Below are 23,194 nucleotides of genomic sequence, written 5' to 3' on the forward strand. Positions count from 1 at the left end.
ACAATGAGTATGATCGAAATTAAAAATTTACACAAGTATTTTGGCGAACTGGAAGTTTTACGCGGTATTGATTTAACCGTTGACGAAAGCGAGGTCGTCTGCCTGATCGGCTCCAGTGGATCGGGAAAAAGCACGCTGCTGCGCTGTATTAATTTCCTAGAAGAAAAAAACGAGGGTGAAATCTACATTGACGGCCAATTGGTCACGTCAAAAGATATCAATAATATCCGCCAAAAAGTGGGTATGGTCTTTCAGCGATTCAACCTTTTTCCCCATATGACGGTCATTCAGAACGTGATGGAAGGCCCTATCACGGTTAAAAAAATGGCTAAGAAAGAAGCCCGGGATCTGGCCATGGCTCTGCTTGAAAAGGTTAACCTATTGGATAAGGCTGACGAATACCCCGCCATGCTTTCCGGTGGACAGCAGCAGCGGGTAGCGATCGCCCGCTCTTTAGCGATGGAGCCGAAAGTGATTCTTTTTGATGAACCGACCTCAGCTCTCGATCCGGAGTTGGTCGGCGAGGTCCTGGGGGTTATGAATGACCTAGCCAAAGAAGGCCGAACGATGATTATTGTGACCCACGAAATGGGCTTTGCCAAAGAAGTGGCGGATCGGGTTATCTTTATTCATGACGGTCAGATTGCCGAAGAAGGAACCCCGGAAGATATTTTTGATCGCCCGGAAAATGAACGCCTGCAGAACTTTCTGGGGCAAATTTTAGTCTAGGTTCCCTTTTTGTCAGTGTTCATTGGTCAAGTCTTCAAACCAATCTTTTTTGAACTTCCTGATATTAAGTGCTATACTGATAGTAACACTAATTTTTATCACCATCAAAAGAGGAGGAAATCAATGAAGTTACTTGTTTATGTCCTAAGCCAGCCTGACAAACTGGATGCACTGCTGGCAGCATTGGCGGCCGAACGAATATGCGGTGCCACGGTGCTTGAAAGCCGGGGCATGGCCCGACATCTCAGCCATCTCCACGATGCCGACGAAATTCCCATTCTGAGTTCACTGCGATCTTTTCTGAATCCGGAAGTGACTCAGGGTAATCTTATTTTGATCGTCATTGAGGATGAAAAAATTCCCAGTGTCCTTGCGGCCATTGAATCGGTTGTTTTACCCCTGGACGAACCAGATTCGGGCATTGTCTTCACCATCCCCGTCGATTTCGCGAAAGGTCTGTGTTCAATTGGAAGCTAAACTTATCATTGAAATAGCGATTATGTTGTTAGCCGGAATCCTGCTGGGACGACTGGCCAAACAATTCAAAATGCCCAATGTCACCGGATACCTGATTGCCGGACTGGTTTTAGGACCTTCCTTTCTGAATATCATCTCGATTGATATGGTCAACGGTTTTGTGGTGATCTCAGATATTGCCCTGGGTTTCATTGCCTTTTCCATCGGCAGTCAGTTTGACCTCAACTATTTCCGGAAGGTTGGGATTGCCCCGATTGTGATTGCCACTGCGGAAGCCCTGCTGGCGGTAGTCCTGGTCACTCTGGTCCTGATGTTTTTCGGTTTTGATCCCAAACTTGCGATTATGCTGGGCGCGATTGCGGCCGCCACCGCTCCAGCTCAAACCATTATGGTGATCAAGCAATATGATGCTAAAGGCCCCCTGACCTCGATGCTGATGAGTGTCGTTGCGATTGATGACGCTATAGCTCTGATCGCCTTTGGTTTTGCCGCAACCATCGTCAATGCCATGAATTCAACCGTCGAAACAAGCCTGATCCTCTCGATTCTGGCCCCTTTTTATGAGGTCATTATTTCGTTTGTGCTGGGCGCTGCGGCGGGAATCCTGATGAAACTGTTTTTTCGGTTTTTCAAGAAACCCTCCAATCAAATCTGCATCGTCATTGCCTTTATTTTACTGACCTACTGGGTCGCTGATTTGCTTCATGGTTCCCCATTACTGGCTTGCATGGCTCTGGGCGGTGTCCTGGTCAACATTTACCGCGATCATATCGATGCCTTGATGAAAACCACCGATGCCTTTACCCCACCAATTTTTTTGGTCTTTTTTGTCATCTCCGGGGCCGGATTTCAAGTTTCCGCCCTGCCAGCGATTGGGCTGATCGGGATCATCTATGTGGTTGTCCGGGTTATCGGCAAAATGGCCGGGGCCTGGTTTGGTGGCAAAATCAGCCATCAGAACGAAAATATCTGCAAATATCTGGGACCAACCCTGATGCCCCAGGCCGGCGTCGCACTAGGGCTGGTGGTCGTTGCTGCTAAAATAGTTCCCCTTTATGCTGAACAGATCCAGGTCGTTATTTTATGTTCTACCTTCATTTATTCAGTGATCGGTCCGATTGCCGCCAAGTATGCTCTGGTTAAAGCTGGAGAAATCACACTGCCCGAGACCAGACCGATATCCCCTAAAAAAATTCATTCTTAAAACAGCAATGGCGATGCTTCCTTTTAAATAGGAAGTATCGCCATTGTTAATTTATTTCCAGTACCAGCGTGTTACTTACTTAGACCTGACAGCCTTTTTAAAACTTCAATCGTGATAAACAACTCAAATCAAAGGCGCCAACAACTCGGCCGGTAGCATCCCGGACGCCAATCTGATTGACGCCGTTTTCCAGACAGATCCGGATGCCAACAATCAGCGGATCATCGGCTCTAACCCAATGGGTCATCTCTTTTTCAGCGGCATTGCCGTTCGTGCTACCATTAAAGGGACAAACCACTTGTTCGATTTTGACAATATTCAAATAGGATAAAAAGCCCTTGTTACCGATAAAATCATCGGCAAAATGGCTCTTGCTATGAAAAACAATCGCATCCCGGGAACCCACTTCCATGATTTCACCCTGATTCATCACCACAATTTTGCTCCCCAGCTTGATGGCTTCTTCAATGTCGTGGGTGACAAAGACAATGGTTTTATTAAGGGTTTGATAAATCCGGATGATTTCATCCTGGAGCACCCCCCGATTAATCTGATCTACTGCGCCCAAGGGCTCGTCCATCAAAATAATTTCAGGATCAGCTGCCAGCGCCCGGGCAATACCGACCCGCTGCTTCTGGCCACCACTTAATTCATTGGGGTATTTGGGCAGATAATCTTCCGCTAGGCCAACCAGCTGGATCAGCTCCCGGGCCCGTTGCTTTTTCTCGGTTTCGCTGGCTTTTTGAATATCCAGGGCATAAGCAATATTTTTTTCTATGGTCAGATGGGGAAACAACCCCACCTGCTGGATGACATAACCGATGTTGCGTTTCAGGGTAATCGGATCCCACTCTTTGAGCTCTTTTCCCTTGATCCGGATTTCTCCGCTGTCTGGCTGAATCAGGCCGTTCATCATTTTTAGCAGCGTCGTTTTGCCGCAACCGGAAGGACCGATCAACACCACAAACTCGCCCTGTGAAACGATCAGACTCAAATGCCGGATAATTGGTTTCCCGGCTTCATACTGCTGGCTGACATCACGAAACTCAATCATCGAATTATAACAAGCCCTTGGCTTTCAGGAATTCAGCGGCAACGTTGCCAGCATCCCGATTTTCTTTTTCCACATAATAATTCATCTGCTGCATTTCCTCGTCACTGATCTGTCCCGCCAGTTGGTTAAGAATCGCTTCCAGTTCCGGGTATTTATCCAGGGTTTCCTGACGGATCACGGTGGCCGCTTCATAGGCCGGGAAGAATCCCTTATCATCTTTTAGCACCTTTAAATCATATTCGGCCAGTAGTCCATCAGTGGAAAAATTATTGATCACATCCACCTGGCCCTCGCCGATGGCCTTATATTTCAGACCGATATCCAGTTCTTTGGTTTCCTTGAAATTAAAACCATAGGCCGTAACCAGTCCGGGATAGCCATCTTCCCGTTCGTAAAAATCATATTCCGATCCCAGCACCAGACTGCCACTCTGGGCGGCCAGATCCGAGAAGGTATTAATCCCCATGCTATCGGCTTTGGTTTTATCCATTGCCAATGCGTAGGTGTCGTTAAAGCCATAGCGATCCAGCCAGACAAAATTGTATTTTTCCTGATACTGGCTTTTGACCCCTTCATAAAGCGCTTCCGGATCGGTCACCAGGTCATTTTTTAGCACAAACAGCCAGCCGGTGCCGGTATATTCCGGGTACATGTCGATATCACCGGCCTCCATGGCTGGCTGAATATTGGATGTACCGCCGCCAATGCCCATTTTATACTCCACCGTGATATCAGAATTGGCTTCGATCAGCTGACCCATCATTTCGGCAATGATATAGCTTTCGGCCATTGGTTTTGAGGCAATAACCACCTTCTTGTTCTCAGTTTGACAACCGGCCACTAAAAAAACCAGTACGACGATTAATCCTAACTCCATCCACTTTTTCATTTTGTCCTCCTTAATAATCTTTTTTCTACAATTCCTAATAAACCATCGGCCACAAAGGCCAGTAAGGCCACCAGCAAACTGCCGGTCACCGTCATTTCATCAAAATTCGTGGTGATGCCCCGCCAAATCGCCACGCCCAGTCCGCCGGCGCCGATAAAGGAAGCAATCCCAGCCAGAGCGATGGTCATGACCACCATATTGCGGATCCCGGCGATGATCACCGGCAGCGCCAGGGGAAACTGAATCTTTGACAGCAACTGCCAGGGGGTGCTACCCATCCCCACGGCCGCCTCCAGAATCTGATCATCCACCTCGATCAGCCCCACATAGGTATTGCGGATCACCGGTAGCAGTCCATAAATCACCAGAGCGATGATCGCCGTGGTATTGCCGATGCCAGTGATCGATACAAAAAAACCAAACATCGCAATCGAAGGAATGGTATAGAGCACATTGGTGAGACCAATCACCACGCTGGCGGCTTTTTTTGATTTGGAAATCATAATCCCGGTGGCAACTCCCACTACCGTAATAATCACAATTGCAATTAAGCTCAACACGATGTGCTGCAGCAGCAGTTCGATAAAAAAATCACTTCTAGTCTGAAATAATTCACCTAAATTTTTTATGAATTTCATGAGCGTTACCGACACTTTCCTGTTGTTTGCTGAATTTCTTTGAAGTCATCGACCAAGGCTGTAACCAACCTGACTGATAAATAAAATTGCTGCTACGATACCATTAATACCCCAAAAAGCTGGATTGAAGCAATACCTATCAGAAATCTCCTTGATGAATGCTTTTAATAATGATAGATTGCACCCTTAAAGCAAAAGGCCTCCACGCTTTACACGTGGAGGCCTTTTGAATATCACTATAATAAATCAGAAATTCTTTATCGTTTATCGCACCTGAACGGACCCTAGTTTATTCTCAAAAGCTTCAGCTGACACGGGTCGGCCGCAGTAATATCCCTGAATCTCGTCACAGCTCTGGACCCTGAGAAAATTGAGTTGGCTTTCTGTTTCCACCCCTTCAGCAATGACCCGTAGCCCCAGCTTTTTGGCCAGATGGATCATCACCGAAATGATTGATTCGTCCTTAGGCTGAACCCCAATTCCGCAAATAAAAGGTCGGTCGATTTTGATGCTGTCGACCGGCAGGTCTTTTATCCGACTCAACGAAGAAAACTCGGTGCCGAAATCATCAATGCTGATACGTACACCCATGGCTTTCAGCTGGCGAAGAGTCTGGACCACATCCTGTGACTCCTCCATAGCAATGGTTTCGGTTATTTCCAGTTCCAGATATTCCGGATCCAGACCGGTTTGCTCCAAACAATTCTTGACGACCGTGATCAGATCACTGCGAAACTGATCCACCGATAGATTCACCGACACCGGCAGCGGTTTAACGCCGCGATCCTGCCAGGACTTGTTCTGGGCACAGGCTGTCAGCAACACCCATTCGCCGATCGCTGTCATCAGACCATTCTGCTCAGCAAAGGGAATAAATACCTCTGGCAATACGTTTCCCAGTTCGGGATGTTCCCAGCGGAGCAGGGCTTCACAGCCAACCACTGTCAGTCTTTCGATCTCAACTTTGGGCTGGTAGTGCAGGTATAGCTCCTGTCGCTCCAGCGCTCGATGCAAACTGTTGGTCAGGATCATTTTCTCCCGGACATCCTTTTTCATGGCTTCCGAACAAAAAACAACCTGGCTCTTACCTTTTCTTTTGGCGTCATACATCGCCAGATCGGCATGTTTGATCAGCGACTGGACGGTGTCCCCATCTTCCGGGAAAACTGCGATTCCACCGCTTCCGGAAATATAAAATTCCTGTTCACCAAGGCTTACCGGCTGATGAAAGACCGACATTAATTGTTTTGCTACCTCCGCCAGTTCGCATTTATCGGTTAACTGCGACACCAGAATCAGGAACTCATCCCCGCCAAACCGCGCCATTGAATCACTATGTCTGAGATTTTCCGACAAACGCATGCCGATGTGTTTTAGTAGATGATCACCCCAGTCATGCCCCATGGTATCATTGACTTCCTTAAATCCATCAATATCCACAAAGATCACCCCAAGCTGCTTGCCATCGGCTTTCGCTGCTTCAATCGACTTCTCCAGCCGGTTATGAAACAGCATCCGGTTAGGCAAGCCGGTCAGGCTATCATAATAAGCCCGGTTATGCATTTCTTTTTCGTTTTCAATCTTGACGATGGCATCGGCCAGAATATTGGCCAGTACGCAGAGCAGTTCCGGGTCATCCATCCGCCAGTATTTTTTTTTCTGAATCTGGTCAAATCCCAGAAACCCGATGATCTTTTCTCTGCTTTGAATGGGGATCAGTATCAGCGCCGATATCTGATACTCTCGCAATTTTTCTTTTTCGTCTATCGCTTCATCAGGCAATTTGTCAATTGATTCCAGATAAACAAGCTGATTGTTCAAAAGCTGTTTGACACACCATGGGAAAGCAGATTGGGGAATCTTTACGGTCTTTTGCACAGACGGCAAATTGACTCCAGCTAACCACTCATCGATGTAACAAAATTCACCCTTGTCTTCAGAAAACATCCCCACATAGGTGCGATCCGAATTGGTAAATTCCCCGCTTGTTTTTAACAGATCCTGAACCTTTTCGTCAAAGTTGCTGGCGGATACCGAAACAAAATGGGTAGTCACCTGAGAAATCATCTTTTGAAAACCAATCTGTCGATCATTTTCTTTGAGTCTGGCAATATAAATGCGATTGGTATAGCCCGCCAGGTGAATGGCAACAATGCAGATGAAAAATCTGGCCAAATAATCTGCCGTCCCAATATGTGACCACTGACCCGGTTTCCATAAGCAGATGATCGAACCCGAAATAAGCATTACCAATGCAAAAATAACAAACATTTTCTGGCGTCTAAAAATAATGGTGGTCATCATAAAAATTAGTGGCACCGCCCACACCGTATTGGCTAGATTATCCAGCGGTTTAAAGAGCGCCAAGGGAATGGCAACTGCCATCAGCATCGTCATAATCTGATCCTGGCTTGTCGTTGATAAACCGGAGAAGGGCAGACTGTAAATACCGAGACCCAGAGCCAGATTAATGGTACTGACTAACATCACTCGCCATAATACAGTTGGGTGCAAAAAGAAGTGACCGAGATTTAAGACGCTGATGATAACTAATATAATTGCGATACCTCGGAATAGCGCTAAGTGCGCATCGCTACTGAGAATTTCACTGATCTTTACTTTTTTTGTTGCCGTTTCTGGAGCCATCAGTTTATACTTTTTGATATCATAGCCAAATGCCAGTACCGGAATGAGAATAATAATGGGCGCAATGGAGGGAATTTTATAGGCCAGCATGTTGTTTGCCAACATTTCTGATCCCGTGCCCAAAGCAATCGACACGGAAAATGCCAGTAGTAGCCAGAAAGCCTGCTGCTGCTTTTGTCGATCCGCAGATGTGCGATACCATTTAAACAACCCTCCCAGTGTAATCAGCGAAAAGCTCAGATAGTAAAGGTTATAGAAGCTATCCCAAAAATTGTTGCTGGGAATATTTCCCCAGCCAGCCGGGGTCTGAACCAGATTATATTGGGCATTGGCCAGATCAGGAAACAGCGAAAAAACAGTAATGGTGATGGCCGCCGGCAGATAGATGGCTACTCGTATTTTCGGGGAACGGAGTAGTTCCTGCTTTTCGGTTAGCACAAGCATAAAATGCAGCATAAAACTGAAGGCGATTCCCCAGCCCAAGGCCGCAATCCGGCGCCAGATCAGCACACTCTGGACATCACTCAGCGAGTTAGAAATGGCAAAAGCAAAGGACCAGATGGCGTAGCTCATACATAACCAGAAAAACACTTGATTGAGTCGCTCTTTTTTATTGAGAAACAGACAAAAGAATCCCAGACTGCTATACAGGATAAAAATTAAATAGAATAGCATTGATATTTGATTTTGCAGCATTTTTATCCCCTTAACAATCGTAATCCTAAAGTTTATCTTTGTTTTATGAAAGAACTCCACCAGCCAGTGCTTCTACGCACCGGGAATTATTTTTTATCCTGGAAAATTGGTTCTGATAAATGTCCTCTTTGATGGCAGCGGCAGAAACCGGCTTCGAGAAATAAAACCCCTGGATCTCATCGCAAGCCTCCACCTTTAGAAATGCTAACTGCGCAGCTGTTTCCACCCCTTCGGCAGTAACTTCCAAGCCCAGCTCCCGAGCCAGATGGATCATCACCGATATAACCGCTTCATCCCGGGGATTCTCGCCGATCCCCCAGATAAACTGTTTGTCGATCTTTAGTCGATCCACCGGCAGATCTTTTAACCGGCGCAGCGAAGAAAAGGCCGTGCCAAAGTCATCGATGCTGATGGTCACGCCCAATTTTTTTAATGCCTCCAGCTGCCTAACCACATATTGGGAGGTCTTCATGGCAATCCCCTCGGTGATTTCCAGTTCCAGATACTGTGGTTCCAGCCCGGTAGCATCCAGACAGTTGCGGATAATACGCTCCAGATTGGAACTGCGAAATTGTTCCACCGACAGATTAACGCCCATCCGCACCGGCTTGTATCCTTGATCCTGCCAGATCTTGTTCTGGGCACAGGCAGTTTTCAGCACCCATTCGCCAATGCTGCTGATTAATCCGCTTTGTTCAGCCAGGGGTATGAATACTTCTGGAGAAATGACACCCCGTTCCGGATGTTGCCACCGCAGCAGCGCTTCAAAACCGCTTATCTCATGGGTAATAGCTGATACCTGGGGTTGATAATGGAGAAACAGCTCCTGCTCTTCCAGGGCTCGATGAAGGCTGTTGGTCAGGGTCATCTTTTCCTGAACCGCCTCTTTCATAACGCCTGAGCAGTATGAAATTCGGCCTTTTCCGCTTTTTTTTGCGGCGTACATCGCTAGATCAGCATTCTTAATCAGGCTATTGACATTTTCCCCATCTTTGGGGTAAACAGCAATCCCACCACTTCCGGAAATATACAGTTCCTGTTCAGCCACCAGCATCGGGCGATGAAATATTGACATGACCTGCCCGGCCATTTTTTCCAGCTCCAGATGATGTGAAATCTGGGGAACCATAATCAGAAACTCATCACCGCCAAACCGACCGACCAGATCAGCTTCACCAAGGCAATCAGTAAGCCGCTTCCCAATCCGACTCAGTAGCTGATCGCCCCAGTCATGACCCAGGGTATCGTTCACTTCCTTAAAACCGTCCAGATCGATAAAGATCACCCCCAGGTTTTTCCCGGTTTCTCTGGCCAGGTCAATAGCCTGCTCCAATCGTCGATAAAACAAAACCCGATTGGGGATCCCCGTGAGGGGATCATAATAGGCCAGATAATTCATGTCATGTTCGGTTTCCACCTTCGCAATGGCATCCGCCAGAAGATTGGCCAGCACTCTAAGCCAATCCTGGTCGATGACCCGTAAAGCCTTGCTCCCATGCATCTCATCAAATCCGATCAGACCGATGATACTGTGATTACTCTGAATCGGAACGAGTATCTGGGATCGAACTTTTTGCTTTTTTAGCCATTGTCGTTCCTCATCAGCCGTTACCGGAAGCTGATTCGCACTGGGAATATAAACAATATCATTATTTAGAAGCTGCCCGATACTCCAGGCAAGTGTCGTTGCCACGTTATTTTCGGTATCACCGATCAGGGGTGTTATTCCTTCTTTGAGCCATTCATGGGTAAAAAACAGCTTTTTTCCATCCTGCGAAAACCGCCCGATATAAACCCGATCGGTTCTGGTAAAATTGCCGCTTTTTTTAAGTAATTGATTGATCTTTTCATCAAAATTGGTGCGATTCATGGTTACAAAATCTGACGACAATTGTGAAATCATTTTCTGAAAGGCATCCTGTTTACTATTTTCCTGTAATCGCAAAACATAAATCTGGGTGATGATGGCCGTCATTCCAATCCCGATTATGTAGAACAGCAGTCGGTAAAAATAAAACTTCTGATCAACCATCAGCCATAAATCTGGCATCAATATCCATAGAATCACTTCCATCAGCAGACTTAAAGCACCTAGCACCAAAAAAATGTTTTTATTATTAAAAATAACCGTAATCATCATAAAAAATATCGGAACCGGCCAGATAATGTTGATGAAATCCGTGTTGAAATAGGCCAGCATCACAACCGGCATCAGGATTCCCAGAAAAAGCCCCAGGACCGTCTCCTGAACTTTGATGGACTTAAAGAGATAGGGAATGCCCACAACAACGGCTCCCATCAATACCAGCGTAAAACTTAATAATAGCCCGGTTATACTATTTTCACCAGCTCTGATCCGGTCATAGAAATTCAGAATACTCCCGACAATCATTACGATACTGACATATTTCAAAAGCCTCGTGCGGCTGAGCGTACTGAGAATTATTCCTTCTGGTTGTGATTCATTTATATTCTGGGGAGACAGCATCAAACCATACTTACGGATGATACAATAAATTGTAACCACCGGTATCATGATAATCAGCGGCGCCAAAGACGGTAGCTGAACGTTTGAGTAACTAACGGTTATAATATCGGTCAGAGTTCCCAACACCAAAGCCACCAGAAAGGATGAAAGAATTGCCAGCGCTTTTTTTCGGTTAATTGCGCTATCCGTTTGCCGATACCATTGGACAATTACTATCATCGATGCCAGGGAAAAACTCAGATAATAACCTAAAAACATCCGGTCATACCAGATCACATCCGTTGTTGTGATCCAACCTGCCGGGGAATAGATCATTTGAACATGTCCATTTTCAGGCATACTATAAATAAAAAAGACGATGACGTTAATTACCGCAGGCAGATAAAGCAATGACGTCAACAGCGTTTTTTTTTGTTTTTGACTCCAACTGGATTCCATCAGGACAATACTAAAATGAAGCATGATACTGTAAACCACTCCCCAGCCAAGTACTGACATGCGCCGCCATAAAAGCGCTTCTTCGCTGGTGAGTGAAGAATTGATGGCCGCAAATGTAAATCCCCACAAGGCAAAGCAAAAACAGAGACAGGCAAACACCCGATTGAGTCTCGATTTAATGTTGACGGTTAAACTATAGGTTCCAAAAATAACATAGACGACAAATGTAAGATAGAATGTCATGGATATGATATTTTGAAGTGTCATTTGTCCTCCTCGACGATAATTGATCAATGCTAGTACTTAACATTATACTATTTTGCGACGCGATAATCAATTGGATAAAAATATGGCCCCCTCAATGAGGAGGCCATTTCAATCATTTTTTATTCTGCTTATTTTTGGGTTAATGTCAGTATTTATCCATTTCCATGTCATCCAAAACAATTTTTGGTTGCGGTGCTGGGGTATTATCTACCATTATCGTTTTTGGGGGAATTGCAGCATTGATTCGTTTTGATTTATTCGCAGCAGACTTAAGCTGGAAGGCTCCGACCATCTGCTTGAGCATTTCCGCTTGACCAGTGAGTTCTTCGCTGGCGGCAGCACTTTCTTCGGCCGTGGCAGAATTGGTTTGAACCACGGTTGATACCTGTTCGATTCCCTGAGTAATCTGGGCGATTTCTGATGCTTGTTCATTGGATGCCTGGGCAATATCGCCTACCAGTCCGGTGACCTTTTCAATTTCGCTGAGAATTTCTTTTAAGCTTTCCGCCGTTTGGTCAGCTATTTTTGTTCCCGTTTCAACCTTGTCGATGGAGCCTTCAATCAGACCGGTAGTTTCCTTGGCGGCCTCGGCACTGCGGGCGGCCAGGCTCCGAACTTCTTCGGCAACCACAGCAAAACCTTTACCATGCTGGCCGGCTCGGGCGGCTTCTACCGCTGCATTGGGCGCCAGAATATTGGTCTGAAAGGCGATGTCGTCAATGACTTTGATAATCCGGGAAATGTTTTTAGAGGACTCGTTGATATCCACCATAGCTGTCACCATTTCTGTCATTTGGACGTTGCCAACCTCAGCATTACCGCGAACCTCCTGAGCCCGTTGATTGGCTTCATTGGCGCGCATGGCATTTTTCTTGGTTTCTCCGGCCACTTCTTCAATGGAGGCGTTCAGTTCCTGAATCGAGCTAGCCTGTTCGGTCGTTCCCTGGGACAGTGCCTGGCCGCCATCGGATATTTGTACCGCTCCGGCTTCAACCTGTCCTGCCGCGTCATTGATTTCGGCCATGGTCGTGCTGAGGGTGGTGGTGATATCATTCAAGGCGATCTTGATGGCCTGGAAGTCTCCCAAATACTCGGAGGTGATCTCCTGATCCAAATTCCCCTGACCCATTTGTTCCAATGTCTGGGTGATTTCATCCACATAGCGTTTCAAGAAGGCAACGGTATTATTCATCGCCGCTTTGATTTCTGAGTAATCGCCATTATAATAGCCAGTCATTCCAGTATTTAAATTTCCTTTTGCCAACTCATTGAGTGTCGCAGAAGCTTCCTGGACTGGAGCGACCACAGCATCCAGGGTCGCATTTACCCCATTAACAATTTTAGCAAAATCACCTTGATGTCGACTGGCATCAGCCCTCGTATCCAGTTGCCCTTCAATACCAGCTTGTGCCAGCATATTGGCATCATTAATCAGATTTTCAACCGAAGTTTGCACCGCTTCCAGGCTGTTTCTGATTTCGTTGAATTGAGCACTGACTTCAGAGGTGTATTCATCGGCTGCGCCAATCTCTAAATCAAAGGTCAAATCGCCTTCTGATAATTGGATCAGGTTATTACCCAGTCGCATCACTTCATTTTTGGTATAGTCACTGACCCGAATCATCGGCGTTAAATCTGAGACGACTTCGACAAAACCGACATTTTCACCTTTGGCATCTTTGAGGTAGGCCGTGTCCTGTTTATAGTTGCGACCATACCAGTCAAAATAACTCTCTGCTAGTCCCTGATCGACCAGTCGTCGGATCCCGCAGCCGTCAGTCTGACAGATACTCGCTCCGGCATTGTAACAATCCATCCCACAGCCGGAAGCCCGATCAGTGATGACCCCATTGGCGATCATCATCGTTTCGAAAGACTTGTTCATAAAGATCCATTTCATGTCATTATCAGTAACGTGGATCGGGAATGGTACCGCATCAATAATGGCTTCGTACCAGACCATTTTGTCAACCACTGTATCCAGGGTAGCGTTGACCCCTTCAACAATTTCTTTATATCCGCCACGAAACTTTCCGGCATCACCGCGGGTCTCCCATTGACCCTGGATAGCCGCCAGTGCCAGCATCGTCGCTTCATCAATGAGTGTGCGAATGGTTTCAATGGTCGACTTGATGGCTGGTGCCAATTCGTCCTGATCATCTCTGGGTTCGATATTCGCACTGACGTCTCCGCTGGCAAGCTGATTCATGGTTCCAATCACAACGTTCTGGATGGCATCCGAGAAGGAGTCCATCGCCTCGGCCATTTCGCCAATTTCATCCTTACGTTTCATCTTCAATCGCATCGTAAAATGGCCCATATTCATTTCTTTGCTCATCTGGGTTGCCTGTTGCAGAGGCTTGCTGATCAATGAACGCAAGATCAAACCAAAGGCTATTGCCACGGCAAATGAGATCAAGGTAACAATAATCATGGTGTTCTTTGCGGTACTGGCTGTAGTTACGTCAAGTTCTTCAAAAACCTGCGCTTCCTCCAGCTTCATCGGCACCAGTTTATTGATGGCAGCCATTTCTACGGAAGCAGCTTTTCCATAGGAACCTTCATCCGCCAGCAGTGCAAAGGCTTCAGCATCCTTATTTTCAAGAGCCAGCGCTTTCACCTTTTCTAATTCGGTTGCCAGACTCTTTCGAGATACCACAAATTCTTCAAAAATCGCCTGCATCTCGGGATCAATCAGGGTCTCCTGAAAAGCCGCCGCTGCCTCATCGATTTCCTGATTGCGAACGCCGACCTGATCGGCATGTGACAAAATTGAGGCCGGATCATTCGTAACAATCATATCTCTGACAATGACTTGCATCTCCTGATAGGATGTGGAGATCTGCCCGACCGCAGCAATTGGCAGGGTCATTTTTTCGTAGAGAATGATGTTTGAGTCTTCAAGTTTTTGCACATTGACATACCCGACAGCTCCAACTATCCCGGTAATCAAGGCAATAATAATGAAACTAACCAGTAGTTTCGCACCAATTTTCATGTTATACATCCATTGCATGTTTTTCTCCTTCTGATTCTTTATCAATATCGATGTTGCTAATTTGCAAATCTAAATTTGACGGCAAGTGTCCGCTACATTTTGGCATAAAAAAAGAACGAAATAAAGTCAATTGCGAAGGCTTAGGATCCGTTCTCGCTGTTTAACGAACCAGACTTAACTTGATCTCGTTTTTTGTTAATTATAAAACAGTAGCAGGAATAATTATACTATTCTGTAAGATATTAGTCAATTGCTAAATTTTATGTTAAAAGACCATTATCTGACTTCTCACCGAACATCGATCTCCGGCCGTTCTTACCGAACTTGATCGAAAAAAGGGGCATACTCCGCCCCCAGCCGAATCGCTTCAATTAAGCTCACCGGGCTGGCAATACCCTTCCCGGCAATATCCAGCGCCGTCCCATGATCCACCGAGGTTCGCAGGATCGGCATGCCGATGGTAATGGAAATGGTCTTTTCGAAGTCAACCATTTTGGTGGCGATATGACCCTGATCATGATAAAGCGATAAGACCGCATCATATTTACCTTTTAAGGCAAAATGAAAAACACTGTCGGCTCCAATCGGACCATCAACATCGATACCGCGCTTTCGAGCCGCCGCCACGGCGGGCATCACGGCATCGATCTCTTCCCTGCCAAAAAGGCCATGTTCGCCACTGTGAGGGTTAAGACCGGCAATGGCAAGATGGGGATTTTTCACCCCCAGAATATTCAGTGCTGCCACACTCTGATCAATAAAGGCTGAGATATTATCCTTTGTGACCAGTTCACAGGCCTGTCGCAGCGAAACATGGCGGCTCAGAAAGAACACCCTGAGATTATGAACCTGAAACATCGTCAGGGGATTTTTAGTTCGGGTTAATGCCCCGATAATTTCGGTGTGTCCGATAAAGGGAACCTTTGCGGCTTTCAGAGATTCCTTGTTGATGCAAGTGGTGGTCAATACGTCAGCTTTTTTATCGAGACAGAGCCGGGTCGCTGCTTCGATATATTGATAGGACGCCTTTCCCGTCATCGCCTGAACCACGCCCATTTTCAATAGATCCATTTCAATATTATCCAGGTCAATGAGATTAAGTACCCCAGGCGCAAAGTTTCCATCCTGGGGATCATTGATGCAATTGATGGCCAGCTTAATGTTTGAAAAATCCATCGCTTTTTGAAGCACCTTCCGATCCCCCACCACCACCAGTCGCGCCATGTCGTGCACAGCACTGTCGGTCAAAGCTTTCACCGTTATTTCCGGGCCGATGCCGGCGGCATCGCCAATCGGAATTGCCAGTATTGGTTTATTCATATTGTTCTCCTTATCGCCGATTTCACAATATACCCGGCGTTTTCTGTTTGGTCTAATTTTTCATGCTTTTTCTTTACGTCCGAGTTCTAAGATCAGCCTTTTTTCAACTCATTCAGCAATCCTTCCAGATGCGACTCCCCAATGGGACGGCTGAAATAATAGCCCTGAACGTGATCACAGTGATAGGTTTTTAAACAATCTAGTTGTTCTAATTCTTCAACCCCTTCGACAATTACATCCATATGAAGAGTATGAGCCATCATAATGATGGACTCCATTAAATGCTCATTGGATTTCTTAATCAACAGATCCCGGGTAAAGGCCTGGTCGATTTTTAAGGTATCAATGGGCAAATTCTTTAAATAAGCCAGTGACGAATAGCCGGTGCCAAAATCATCCAGTGACATACGGATGCCAATCGTCTTAAGTCGATTGAAAATTTTAATGGCCTCTTCAAAGGAATGGATAAACAGATTCTCGGTAATTTCTAGTTCCAGCAAATTCGGTTCAAGTCCACATCGTTTGAGGGTCTCTTCAACCATTTGCGGAAAATGTTCATGACTCAGTTGGACCGGGGAAACATTAACTGAAATCATAATATCAGTGCCCATTTTATGATTGATTTTTACGATTTGGCGGCAGGCGGTTTCCAATACCCAGGCGCCAATCGGAACAATCTGGCCGGTAGATTCGGCAATATGGATAAAGTCCAACGGCGATACTAGCCCCAATTGCGGATGATCCCAGCGGATCAGCGCTTCAAACCCCCGGATTTTTTTATTTTCGACTTCGATTTGAGGTTGGTAATGAAGAAAAAACTCATTGTTATCAAGGGCTGATCGCAGGGAGTTCTCCAGCATCATATTTCGTAGCAGGTTCTGCTTCATGGTGTTCTCAAAAAAAGCATACTGGGATCGCCCCCGTTGTTTAGCCATATCTGCCGCCGTGTTGGCATATTGAAGTAATTCTTCGACCTCCCGGGCATCATCGGGATAGAGCGCAATGCCGACGTGAAAACGGAGATAAACATTATTCTCATTGAAGGTCATGGCCTGGTTAAAAACCGCCCGTAACTTTTCAATCTCGGTCAGGGCATCTTCGGGTTTCTCAAGATCCGTCAGCACCCGGATAAAATTGGAGCCGTTGATTCGGGCAACAAATCCATGTGAGCATTTAAGCGCCAGCAACCGGCCTCCCATCATCTCCAGGATCTTGTCCCCAAAGGATGGTCCAAAGGTATCGTTGATTCGCTTGAAATTATGAATGTCAAAACAGATTACGGCAATTTTACCGTGACTATCGACAATCAATTGATTTAGGTTCTCCAATAAATAAGCGGCATTGGGTAGTCCGGTCTGAGCGTCGTAATAAGCCAGATTCTTTAAGGCTTCATCCCGTTCCTTGACACTAGCTACCATGCCATTAAAATTTTCAGTGAGCCGATTAAATTCGTCAAAGCGATTGTCGGTATTAATTGGGTGGTAATCCCCAGCGGCAATTTCTTTTGTCTGCTGATTCAGCTCACCAAACGAATGGTTAATGTCTTTAAAAACCAACCGGGCAATAATCCGGGAGAATAAGACTAGTAAACAGGTAAATAGGAGCATCATCCCTAAAAAAGATCTTAGCGCAACAAGAATTGAATCATAGGATTGATAGACAAAGACCTGCCAATTGGCATTGTCGACGTTGACATGACTGACCATCGCTGTTTTTCCTTCATAGGTGAAGGTCGGATTCTTGTCTCCTGTCTCTGATTTCTGGTGGATTGATTGAAAATTAGCTTCAATTTCCCGCTGATAAACCTTGTTGATATCCTGATGCGAAATAAATACGCCGTTGTCATCGGTGATGGCGACCGTTACCTCATCCCCAAATGTTTTAATCAGATTAAAAGAAAGCATACTGATTTCTTCCAAGTTCAAGTAGGCCACCAGCACTCCTTCGCCATGCGGGATGGCAATCGTAACGGTAGGCTGGCCGGTTTGTTGAGAAATAAAAGAAGACGATACAAAGGGTTTACCGGTAGATTTTGTCTCGCTGAAAAATGGCTGACTGGAACGATTGACCCCCAGAATATTCGTGTTTTGAGGTGCGTTGACTTTGACAATCCCATTAGCATCAAGAACTTCAAATCCCTCGACTGAATCAGAACCTTCAAGCATCGCATTCAAACCAGTCATAACCGCCGGATCATCCTTTAGAATACCCGTTTCCAGAAGACCGCTTAACTGATACAGAAATTGAAATGATTCATCCATAAAATCTGTCATCCGATTGGCAATGGTAGCCGCAATTATGGTGTTTTTTTCATGCATATCTTTGATGAGATAATTATAGATCAAAGGCGTTACTATAAGGCCCACGAGAATCAGCGGGATGGCAATGGAAAGCATATTGTTGATCAGGATAAAATCTCGCAGCTTTTTTATTCGCTTCATTATCTATTCCACCTTTTTAAATTCACCATTCTTGATACTATATAAATATAGGCTTCTGCTGGCATCTCCCCATTCATCAATGGTAATACCACCTTGCAGTCCCTGAAAAAGACCTTTATCGATAATGGCTTTTTTGATTATATCGGGATCATAACTGTTTGCCTTTTTCAGTGTGTCAAACAGGATCATCGCTGATTCATAGGAGTAGGTCGCTGCAAAGGTCGGTTCAGCACTGTACTTATCAAGATAAGCCTTTTCAAAAGCCAGGTATTCCGGTTTCTGCGACTCTCGATCAAGTAAACTGGGGATATAAACCCCTTCCACCGAATCGCCACCCTGCAAGATCAAATCATTATTCATCGCCCAGAGCGGCAGATAAATGGGCACTTGATTGCCGGATTTGTAAAACTGCTGACAAAACATCGCCCCATCAAAACTGGCGGCCAAAATAACAATGGAATCGGGCTTTGCATTTATTACCCGGTTTGATATCTCCAGATAAGCAGGGTTATCTCCGGATTGAAAGGCTTCTTCATAAATAATACCACCACCATTTACAGACAGTTCTGAAGCAATAAAAGCTTTGATAGTTTCTGTGTATGATCGATTTTGGGATTCATAGATAACTGCGATATTTTTCCCGCCATTTTTAAGGATGCTCTCGGCGATAAAATCCGCTTCAATATCATTAGAAGATACCACCGTGATAAAATGATCGTCCTGATTAGCCAATTCATACGAACTCATCGTTGGACTGATCATCAACAGCTTGTTTTCGTTGACAAAGGGCAGACTCAGTTTTGCCATACTGCTGGTCATGTGACCGATGATAAATGAAATGCCGTCTTCGTATAGCTCCCGATCAACAGCCAGCCCGGTGTCCGGATCATTTTGGTCATCCTTAACCACAACCTCCACCAATTTGCCATTAATACCGCCCGTGGTATTAATTTCTTCCACCGCCATCATCAGACCATTGCGACCATTAACGCCCAACTCTGATGTACTTCCGGTGAGACTGGCAACAAAACCAATGGTGACCGGCTTCTGTTGAATACAGGAAGTGAGGGTCAAAACTATCATGATGGACAGAATCAGACCTGAATATATTCTCTTTTGGTTCATGGCCAACGCCTCCTTTCCAGGGTTTAGTATTTGGGCACGTGAAGATTCTAGCGAACTGAATTTAAAATCATTTTATACCAATATACCCAATATTTAATGAAATTATTCATCGATTATTTATGGACACTTTCTTTAACCTATCTTAGTCTGTTTTAAAAAGAAATACAACCAATAAAGTGCCTTTATCCTGAATTTTACATTCAATATATTAAAGCCATTTCGCTTGTTAAAATCTCATATTATAATTTTTATTTATTCGCATCTGATTATCTGTTTATTTTTGTAATTGCAGGGTAAAAATCGGGTGTATAAGGCCTAATAAATAACGTGCATCTCATTCTCGGTTTTAGCGAAATTGATCCTGCACTAGCCCTGTCCAAGTCGACAATCAAATTCATCATCAATCATGATGAGTCAAAGGAGAAATGAAATGAATAAGAAAAAAGGTTTACTCTTCAAAATGTTGCTGTCCATCGGCTTGCCCGTCGCCCTTATTTTTGCGATTGTGGCCGGGGTTTCCCTGTATGTTGTGAACCAGGCGATTACCAAAATTACTATCAATGAGCTGTCGGCTCGCTCCCAATCGGTTTCCAATGAAATAGATAGTTATTTCACGAGGTATCTGGAGGCCGCCAACCAAATGTCCACCAATCCCGAAATTCAGAACCTATTTAATCAAGTCACCCCGGGAACCGGGATCACCTCAACCGCGAATTTCCCGGAAATCAAACAGGCTCTCGACAATGTGGTTGCCACCGATCCCGAAAATATCCGGGTAGCCTGGGTTGCCGATGTCGATTCCAGTCAGTTCACCCAGTCCGACGGAGCCTCATCCGATGGCACCTATGATATTAATTCACGACCCTGGTTTAAGGAATTAGTAGCCAAAAAAGAGGTCTTCATCTCCGAACCCTATTTAGACGTTGTCACTAATCAAATTATTGTGAGCGTGGTTGCACCGGTCTTTAAACCGGGCACCAAGGACTTGATCGGCGCCACCTGTGTGGACGTATCGATTGATCGGATCAAAGAAATCATTGCCGAAAATAAAATTGGTGAAACCGGCTTCTTCGTTGTCTCGACCAACAGTGGCATCGTCTTTGATCATCCCAATCCCGACTTTAACAACGGTCCACTTAGCGATACCGATCTCTCCGAAAATATTATCGCTGCCCTGACCGATAAAACTACCGGCCCGATTTCCTATTCATCTGCTGACACTGAAAGCCAGGGCTATGTCACCGAGATCGGAGATTCCGGCTGGGTGCTGGCCACCGGACTGCCGATGGCGGAATTCAACCAATCATTTGCTACCATTCAGACGATGATGCTGGTCATCTTTGGCCTCGGTCTTTTGGTCATCGTCGGACTCATCGTTATTTCCACCCGCAGCTTTATCCGACCGATTACCAAACTGGCTGAGGCTGCCGATCATCTTGCTCTGGGTGAGGTTGATATTGACTATACCATCGCCGATGACGCCAAATCCGATGAAATCGGCGAGCTAACCAAGTCCTTTGTCAACATGGCCGAAAATATCCGGGATCAGGCCGAAGCTGCCCAAAATATGGCGCTGGGGGATTTATCGATCAATATCCAGCCCAAGTCGGAAAATGATGTCCTCGGCAACAGTATGGTTTCCATTAAAAGTGCCATTGGCAGCCTGGTTTCCGATACCATTATGCTATCCGATTCAGCCATTCGCGGCGATTTTACCAAACGGGCCGAGGTCAGTAAACACGCCGGCGAGTATGCCAAAGTTATTTCCGGCGTCAACCAGACCCTGGATACGGTCGTCGACAACATGTTCTGGTACGAAGCCATTATTGATGGGATCCCCTTCCCGGTTCACGTCACTGACATGGATATGAAGTGGACCTTTATGAATCATTCCTTTGAAGCTCTGATGATCAAAAACGGTGTCATCAAAGATCGGGTTTCCGCCTGTGGCATGGATTGCTACAATGCCGGGGCTAACATTTGCCAGACCGAAGGTTGTGGCATCCGTCGGCTGGTCGATCAGGGCTTAGCTGACTCCTACTTTGAATGGGTGGGACGAAACAACAAGCAGGATACTGCTTACCTCAAAAATAAAAAAGGCGAGAACATTGGCTTCGTCGAAATCGTCACTGATTTAACTCCAATTATTCGGGTCAGCGATTATACCCATGCTGAAGTTTCCCGCCTGGGTGATAATCTGATGCGTCTGGCCGATGGAAATCTCGACTTTGATATGAATATCAGTGAAGCTGACGAATATACCACCGAAGTCAGCGTTCAGTTCAACGAAATCAGCAAGAATCTATCCGCTGTAAAAGCATCGATCGGCGACATGATTGATGGCGCCTCGATGATCACCAATGCGGTGATTGACGGAAATCTCCAGACCCGCGCCGATGCCAGTAAATTTAATGGTGCCTGGGAAGAACTTGTCGGTGGCATGAATGCCATTTTGGACGAAATCAATAAGCCGCTGGGTGAGGTAATGGTTGTGATGGATGCCATCTCAAACGGCGATCTCAAGACACGGATTAGCGGTGATTATAAAGGTGATATTGATGCCCTCAAAAAAACAGTTAACACCACCGCCAGCCGCTTGGAAGTCGTAGTCAGTGAAATTACCGAGAAAATTGAACAATTGTCCCAGGGCAATCTGGATATTGACCATGCCCGCGCCTTCCGTGGTGATTTCATCACCATCTCCAATGCTATTAATGTGATCATCGATTCCCTGAATGATGTCATGGGCGACATTAATGTGGCTTCCGAACAGGTGGCCTCCGGTTCTGGCCAAGTGTCAGCGGGAAGTCAATCCCTGGCTCAGGGTTCTACCGAACAGGCCAGCTCGGTTCAGGAACTCACTGCCTCCATCGCCGAAATTGCTGATCAAACCAAAAACAATGCCGTAGATGCCAATAAAGCCAGAGAATTAGCCGATATGGTTAAAGATCACGCCGCCAAAGGCAATGCCCAAATGTCACAGATGCAGAATTCAATGGTATCCATCAACCAGTCATCCAACGATATTTCTAAAATTATCAAGGTGATTGATGACATCGCCTTCCAGACCAATATTCTGGCGCTCAATGCCGCCGTCGAAGCTGCCCGCGCCGGTCAGCATGGCAAAGGCTTTGCTGTTGTTGCCGAGGAAGTTCGGAACCTGGCAGCCCGGAGTGCCGAGGCCGCCAAAGAGACCACTGCCTTAATTGAAGGCTCCATCGACAATGTTCAGGAAGGAACTAAAATTGCTGATGATACCGCTGCTGCTCTGGATGACATTGTCGCCGGCATCGAAAAGGTCACCACCCTGGTTGGCAATATTGCCGTGGCTTCCAACGAACAGGCTTCAGGCATTGCCCAAATTGATACTGGCGTCGAGCAGGTCGCCCAGGTAGTTCAGCAAAACTCTGCCACCGCCGAAGAAAGCGCTGCCGCCAGCGAAGAGCTTTCCGGTCAGGCCGAACTGCTTAAACAACTGGTTGATACCTTTAAACTCCGAAGTAAAAGCAAAGCTAATACTGCTTCAGCAGCCCCCCAAAAAAAATTGGAAAAAAATAACAAACCAGCGCCTGAACCAAATATCGACCTAGGTGATATGGACATGGATAAATATTAATTCCACAAAAGTACCATTTAGAAAGGTATTTGTGTGGAACGGCCTATTCCGTTCCCTTACAAAACACCCGTATCTACTAGCTTTATCCATGATATAAGCTAATATTCCTACACGCTGTCCGCATTAAATACATTTTGTTTGACCTTTTATTTCGAAGGTCGGAGTTGG

Annotated in this window: 13 protein-coding genes; 4 read left to right on the forward strand and 9 right to left on the reverse strand. The window is 45.8% G+C overall.

Annotated elements, in window-relative coordinates:
- The first annotated feature begins 9 nt into the window (after window positions 1–9).
- From Q7J41_RS17655 to Q7J41_RS17665, 3 genes are all read left to right on the forward strand, one after another.
- Window positions 10–729, forward strand: a complete 720-nt coding sequence (locus Q7J41_RS17655) for an amino acid ABC transporter ATP-binding protein (RefSeq protein WP_304889777.1) — start codon at window positions 10–12, stop codon at window positions 727–729.
- 123 nt (window positions 730–852) lie between these two features.
- On the forward strand, window positions 853–1,206 hold the full coding sequence (locus tag Q7J41_RS17660) for a P-II family nitrogen regulator (protein WP_304889758.1): 354 nt from the start codon (window positions 853–855) through the stop codon (window positions 1,204–1,206).
- Window positions 1,196–2,410: a cation:proton antiporter gene (locus Q7J41_RS17665; protein WP_304889759.1), complete on the forward strand. Its 1,215-nt coding sequence runs from the start codon at window positions 1,196–1,198 to the stop codon at window positions 2,408–2,410. Before Q7J41_RS17660 ends, Q7J41_RS17665 begins: the two co-directional genes overlap by 11 nt.
- 97 nt (window positions 2,411–2,507) lie before the next feature.
- Here the strand turns inward: Q7J41_RS17665 and Q7J41_RS17670 are convergent, their stop codons facing one another.
- From Q7J41_RS17670 to Q7J41_RS17710, 9 genes are all read right to left on the reverse strand, one after another.
- Window positions 2,508–3,464, reverse strand: a complete 957-nt coding sequence (locus tag Q7J41_RS17670) for an ABC transporter ATP-binding protein (RefSeq protein ID WP_304889760.1) — start codon at window positions 3,462–3,464, stop codon at window positions 2,508–2,510.
- Between the two features lie 4 nt (window positions 3,465–3,468).
- The gene (locus Q7J41_RS17675; protein ID WP_304889761.1) at window positions 3,469–4,353 is read right to left on the reverse strand and encodes a glycine betaine ABC transporter substrate-binding protein; all 885 of its coding nucleotides are present in this window, start codon (window positions 4,351–4,353) and stop codon (window positions 3,469–3,471) included.
- Window positions 4,350–4,991 (reverse strand): ABC transporter permease, encoded by a 642-nt coding sequence (locus tag Q7J41_RS17680; RefSeq protein WP_304889762.1) that lies wholly within the window; start codon window positions 4,989–4,991, stop codon window positions 4,350–4,352. Before Q7J41_RS17680 ends, Q7J41_RS17675 begins: the two co-directional genes overlap by 4 nt.
- Before the next feature lie 264 nt (window positions 4,992–5,255).
- Window positions 5,256–8,333: an EAL domain-containing protein gene (locus Q7J41_RS17685; protein ID WP_304889763.1), complete on the reverse strand. Its 3,078-nt coding sequence runs from the start codon at window positions 8,331–8,333 to the stop codon at window positions 5,256–5,258.
- A gap of 43 nt (window positions 8,334–8,376) precedes the next feature.
- On the reverse strand, window positions 8,377–11,526 hold the full coding sequence (locus Q7J41_RS17690; RefSeq protein ID WP_304889764.1) for an EAL domain-containing protein: 3,150 nt from the start codon (window positions 11,524–11,526) through the stop codon (window positions 8,377–8,379).
- Window positions 11,527–11,671: 145 nt separating this feature from the next.
- Window positions 11,672–14,542: a methyl-accepting chemotaxis protein gene (locus Q7J41_RS17695; protein ID WP_304889765.1), complete on the reverse strand. Its 2,871-nt coding sequence runs from the start codon at window positions 14,540–14,542 to the stop codon at window positions 11,672–11,674.
- A gap of 297 nt (window positions 14,543–14,839) precedes the next feature.
- Complete coding sequence (gene pdxA / locus Q7J41_RS17700) at window positions 14,840–15,844, reverse strand: 4-hydroxythreonine-4-phosphate dehydrogenase PdxA (RefSeq protein WP_304889766.1); 1,005 nt, start codon at window positions 15,842–15,844, stop codon at window positions 14,840–14,842.
- Between the two features lie 92 nt (window positions 15,845–15,936).
- On the reverse strand, window positions 15,937–18,285 hold the full coding sequence (locus tag Q7J41_RS17705) for an EAL domain-containing protein (RefSeq protein WP_304889767.1): 2,349 nt from the start codon (window positions 18,283–18,285) through the stop codon (window positions 15,937–15,939).
- 3 nt (window positions 18,286–18,288) lie between these two features.
- On the reverse strand, window positions 18,289–19,410 hold the full coding sequence (locus Q7J41_RS17710; RefSeq protein ID WP_304889768.1) for an ABC transporter substrate-binding protein: 1,122 nt from the start codon (window positions 19,408–19,410) through the stop codon (window positions 18,289–18,291).
- A gap of 430 nt (window positions 19,411–19,840) precedes the next feature.
- Between Q7J41_RS17710 and Q7J41_RS17715 the strand changes: the two genes are divergently transcribed.
- Entirely contained in the window at window positions 19,841–23,026 is a 3,186-nt protein-coding gene (locus tag Q7J41_RS17715; RefSeq protein WP_304889769.1) for a methyl-accepting chemotaxis protein, read from the forward strand.
- The last annotated feature ends 168 nt before the right edge of the window (window positions 23,027–23,194 follow it).

This window comes from Acetobacterium sp. (assembly GCF_030652775.1).
In the GTDB taxonomy this organism is placed as follows: Bacteria; Bacillota; Clostridia; order Eubacteriales; family Eubacteriaceae; genus Acetobacterium.